Annotated in this window: 2 protein-coding genes and 1 pseudogene; 1 reads left to right on the top strand and 2 read right to left on the bottom strand. The window is 52.2% G+C overall.

Translation table 11 applies throughout. From position 1 onward, the window contains the following. The first annotated feature begins 110 nt into the window (after positions 1–110). Positions 111–743, top strand: a complete 633-nt coding sequence (locus tag MoGM_RS07360; protein ID WP_104369441.1) for an O-methyltransferase — start codon at positions 111–113, stop codon at positions 741–743. Between the two features lie 423 nt (positions 744–1,166). Here MoGM_RS07360 and MoGM_RS07355 read toward each other — a convergent pair whose 3' ends face one another. Continuing rightward, positions 1,167–2,168, bottom strand: coding sequence for a 2-oxoacid:ferredoxin oxidoreductase subunit beta (locus MoGM_RS07355; protein ID WP_104369440.1), 1,002 nt, complete (start codon positions 2,166–2,168; stop codon positions 1,167–1,169). Between the two features lie 109 nt (positions 2,169–2,277). Further along, positions 2,278–4,129: pseudogene (locus MoGM_RS07350) on the bottom strand (2-oxoacid:acceptor oxidoreductase subunit alpha). Positions 4,130–4,289: the final 160 nt, after the last annotated feature.

The raw sequence follows: 4,289 nt of genomic DNA, 5'->3' as shown, positions 1-4,289 counted from the left end.
GCCGGAGACAGGGTGAAAGCCAATCGAAAGGGTGGCGGTAAACGACACACAACCGACGGGAACATAAAAAAAACGATTACGGAAACAATAAGCGGAAAAATCATAGCTCCATGACGGAAGAACTGGAAAGATACATACTCGACCACATCGACAAGGAGGGTGACTACCTATACAGCCTCTATCGGGCAACCAACATACACCTGCTGCGCGGCCGCATGGCAAGCGGACATCTGCAAGGGCGGTTACTCAGGATGCTCGTGAGGATGATAAGGCCGGCCAACATCCTCGAGGTGGGCACGTTCAGCGGGTACAGCGCTATATGTATGGCTGAGGGGCTCGAACCGGGCGGCAAAGTATATACATACGAAATAAACGACGAGCAGGAGGAGTTCACACGTCCGTGGATAGAAAACTCTCCCGTGGCCGACCGTATAGAGTTTATCATCGGCGATGCCAATACCGAGGCTCCGAAGCTCGGAATAACGTTCGACATGGCCTTCATAGACGGTGACAAGCGTACGTACCGACAGACTTACGAGACGGTGCTGGCACTGTTACGTCCAGGCGGTTTCATGCTTGCCGACAACACGCTGTGGGACGGGCATGTCATTGACCGCGCTTACGACGGCGACAAGCAGACGCAAGGCATAGAGGATTTCAATGATCTCGTGGCGAAAGACAGCCGGGTGGAACGTGTCATCCTGCCTTTGCGCGACGGACTGACAATCATCAGGAAGAAGTAAGAAAGGTATTGAGGAGTTGAGGAGTAAGGAGAGAAGTCGTAAGTAGAATGGTTCATAAACTAAGAAGGGAATAGTTTATGAATTCTTATGAGCCAAAACAGAATGGTTTATAGACTGAGATAGAATGGTTTATGAGCAAACAATAAGTATTTATAAGTTAAAATAAGATTGTTTATAAGCTAAAATAGGATTATCCATAAGCCAGCATAGAATGGTTTATAAGCCAAGAAAGGAATTGTTTATGAGTAACCCCAATTGCATCGGGCCGTGATTTGAGACACAACAAATCACGGCCCGACACAATTGGAGTAGCTTCCGGCAGGCGATGCCAGTGATAACTCCTTAACTTTAAAGCTATTCTACTTACTACTTCTCTCCTTACTCCTCAACTCCTCGATAATATTCCCAACTTCTTCTACTTGCTCACACAACCTCCCAAGTGTCGTTAGTGTCGAGAAGTTCCATGAAGTTATGATATTTCTTCAGGCTCTTCACCTCCTCTATCTGAGCCGTGACCGCCTCATCGTATGTTGGAGCGGCCACGTCTCGGATGACACCGAGAGCCACGGGATAGCCGTTTTCGTTGTCCATCATGGCCAGTTTGAGTTGCAGGGTATTGTCTTCGCAGTGTGCGTCGTGCACCAGAATGTCGTCCATCGTATACCCGTCTTTTCCTATCTCCACCACTTTAAGGCCGAAACCTTGCTGCACAAGGCCGTATTCGTTGCTCTCCCCGAATACCAACGGCTGGCCGTGACGCACATAAATGGCATTCTTCTTTCGACCCTCCTTGTTGTAAACGGTGTCATGACAACCGTTGTTGAATATCACGCAGTTCTGCAATATCTCGCATACCGAAGCGCCTTTGTGGCGGTATGCCGCTTTTAGTATCTCCACAGTCTCGGGAGCGTCGGTGGCAACGGCACGCGCAAAGAAATGCCCGCGCGCGCCGAAGCACAGCTCGGCAGGGCAGAACGGATCCTCAACCGTGCCATAAGGACTTGATTTTGACACGAAACCGCGCGGGCTGGTAGGCGAATACTGGCCTTTAGTCAGTCCGTAGATACGGTTGTTCAGCAATATCATATTAAGGTCGATGTTGCGTCGCATGGCATGTATGAAGTGATTACCGCCTATCGCCAGTCCGTCGCCGTCGCCGCTTATCTGCCATACCGTAAGGTCGGGATTGGCAACTTTGACTCCCGTGGCTATCGTGGCGGCACGTCCGTGCACCGTCTGCATGGCGTAAGTATTCACATAATATGGCAGACGGCTGGAACATCCGATACCCGAAATCACCGCCATATTATGCGGTGCCACTCCCACTTCGGCCATTGCCTTGTACAACGAGGCAAGGAAGAAATGGTCACCGCAACCCGGACACCATCTCGGCTGACCTTTTTTATAATCGTTTGGTGTAAACATCGTTTCTCAATTAATTGATTATCATATTTTAATCATATATACATTAACTCTTGGCAGAATGCCAGCAATGGCCCTTCATGAAAACCACCGGCACTCCCATACAGGGCTGTCAGTCTGTGAACATACGGCCAAACGCCTCCACAAGCTCGCTCACCACAAACGGCTGTCCCTTGACCTGGTTGAACTGTTCGGGCACAAATCCGTCTACCTTGGAGCGTAAGTATGTCGCAAGCTGCCCCATGTTCTGCTCTGCCACCACCACTTTCGGATAGCGTTTGAGCACTTCCGACGTGTTGGCGGGCAGCGGATTGATGTATTTAAACTGCGCAATGGCGGCCTTACGGCCTTTCGCACGCAACTCTTCCATTGCCGAGTATAGATGCCCGAACGTGCTGCCGAAGCCCACAATAAGCAGCTCGGCGTCATCCTTGTCTCCATACACTTGAAGATCGGGCACCGGAATACGGGCCACTTTCTCGGCTCTCAGCCTGCACATGGCATCGTGATTTTCCGGATCGGTACTGATGGCACCCGTGCGTCCGTCTTTTTCCAGTCCGCCGATGATATGCGTATAGCCTTCCTGTCCGGGCACGGCCCAGTATCTCACGAGTGTCTCCGGGTCGCGCTCGTATGGCGTATAGCTGCCTTTCTGCCCTGGAGTGACGCGATGGGGGGGTTATATCAGGCAACTCATCCATCGTAGGCAGTTTCCATGCCGCCGAGCCGTTGGCTACGAACGCGTCCGTGAGCAGTATCACGGGAGTGAGGTGTTCGAGCGCTATCTTGGCCGCGGTGTATACCGAGTAGAAGCAATCCACCGGACTGGTGGCGGCTATCACCGGCATAGGACTTTCCCCGTTACGCCCGTACAGGGCCTGCAACAGGTCGGTCTGCTCGCTCTTTGTGGGCAGGCCTGTCGACGGGCCGCCTCGCTGTACATCAATAACCACGAGCGGAAGCTCGTCTATCACGGCGAGGTTTATCGCCTCGGATTTAAGGCATATACCCGGTCCCGATGTGGAGGTGGCGGCGAGCGCACCGGCGAACGAAGCCCCGATGGCAGTTGCGCAGCCCGATATCTCGTCCTCGCACTGCACCGTTATCACCCCGCACGACTTGTGCTTGGACAACTCATGCAGTATGTCCGTGGCCGGAGTAATGGGGTATGAACCGAGAAACAGTTTCATTCCGGCTTTCTCCGCCGCAGCTATCAGACCGTAGGCAGTGGCTTTGTTGCCCGTGATATCCATGTAACGGCCCTTCACCTTCTCCTTCGATTCGATGCGGTATGTGGCGGGCACGCTTGCATGCACGTTGTGTCCGTAGTCGTATCCCGCACGGACCACCTTTATATTGTTTTCCGCTATCTGCGGTTTCTTGGCAAACTTGTCTCTCAGAAATCCCGAAACGAGGTCAAGCTCGCGGTTGAACAGCCAGCAGACGAGACCGAGCGCGAACATATTCCGGCATTTGAGGATGCTCTTGTTGTCCATGCCGCTGCCCGAAAGACATTCTTTCACCATCGTGGTTATCGGGCAGGCCACCACACGGTCGGGGTCGATACCCATCTCGCCGAGATAATCTTCCGTGGCAAATTGTGCCTTTTCAAGGTCTTTAGCGCCGAAACTGTCCGTGTCGATGATTACCGTTGCCTGCGGCTTGGCAAACTTGTATTGTGTTTTCAGGGCAGCGGCGTTCATAGCCACGAGCACATCGCACATATCGCCGGGAGTGTAAACCTGTCCCGCTCCGATGTGAACCTGAAATCCCGACACTCCCGTGAGCGAGCCTTGCGGGGCACGTATGTCCGCCGGATAGTCCGGAAAGGTGGAGATTCCGTTGCCGACGGTTGCCGACACGGTGGAGAATATGTTTCCCGCGAGCTGCATTCCGTCGCCGGAGTCTCCCGAGAAGCGTACCACAACGTGGTCAAGCTCTTTCACTTCCAATTTTTCTGCCATGTTTTTTTATATTTGCTTTTGTTGTTAATCCGTATCACAATAAACAGCCACGGGACACGGCCTGCTGCCGGGTTCCGTTCTTACAGGATGCAAATATAGCAAAGATTATTGATATGGCAAGGCGTTTACAACCTTTTTTGCACCTTACTATATATAATAT

The sequence above is a fragment of the Prevotella sp. MGM1 genome (genome assembly GCF_002933775.1).
Taxonomy (GTDB): domain Bacteria; phylum Bacteroidota; class Bacteroidia; order Bacteroidales; family Bacteroidaceae; genus Prevotella.
This window is presented reverse-complemented; position numbering and strand designations above follow the sequence as displayed.

Bases quoted from the DNA above. Each gene is read 5' to 3' on its own strand.
- MoGM_RS07355 (WP_104369440.1), bottom strand. From the start codon at position 2,168: ATGTTTACACCAAACGATTATAAAAAAGGTCAGCCGAGATGGTGTCCG.
- MoGM_RS07360 (WP_104369441.1), top strand. From the start codon at position 111: ATGACGGAAGAACTGGAAAGATACATACTCGACCACATCGACAAGGAG.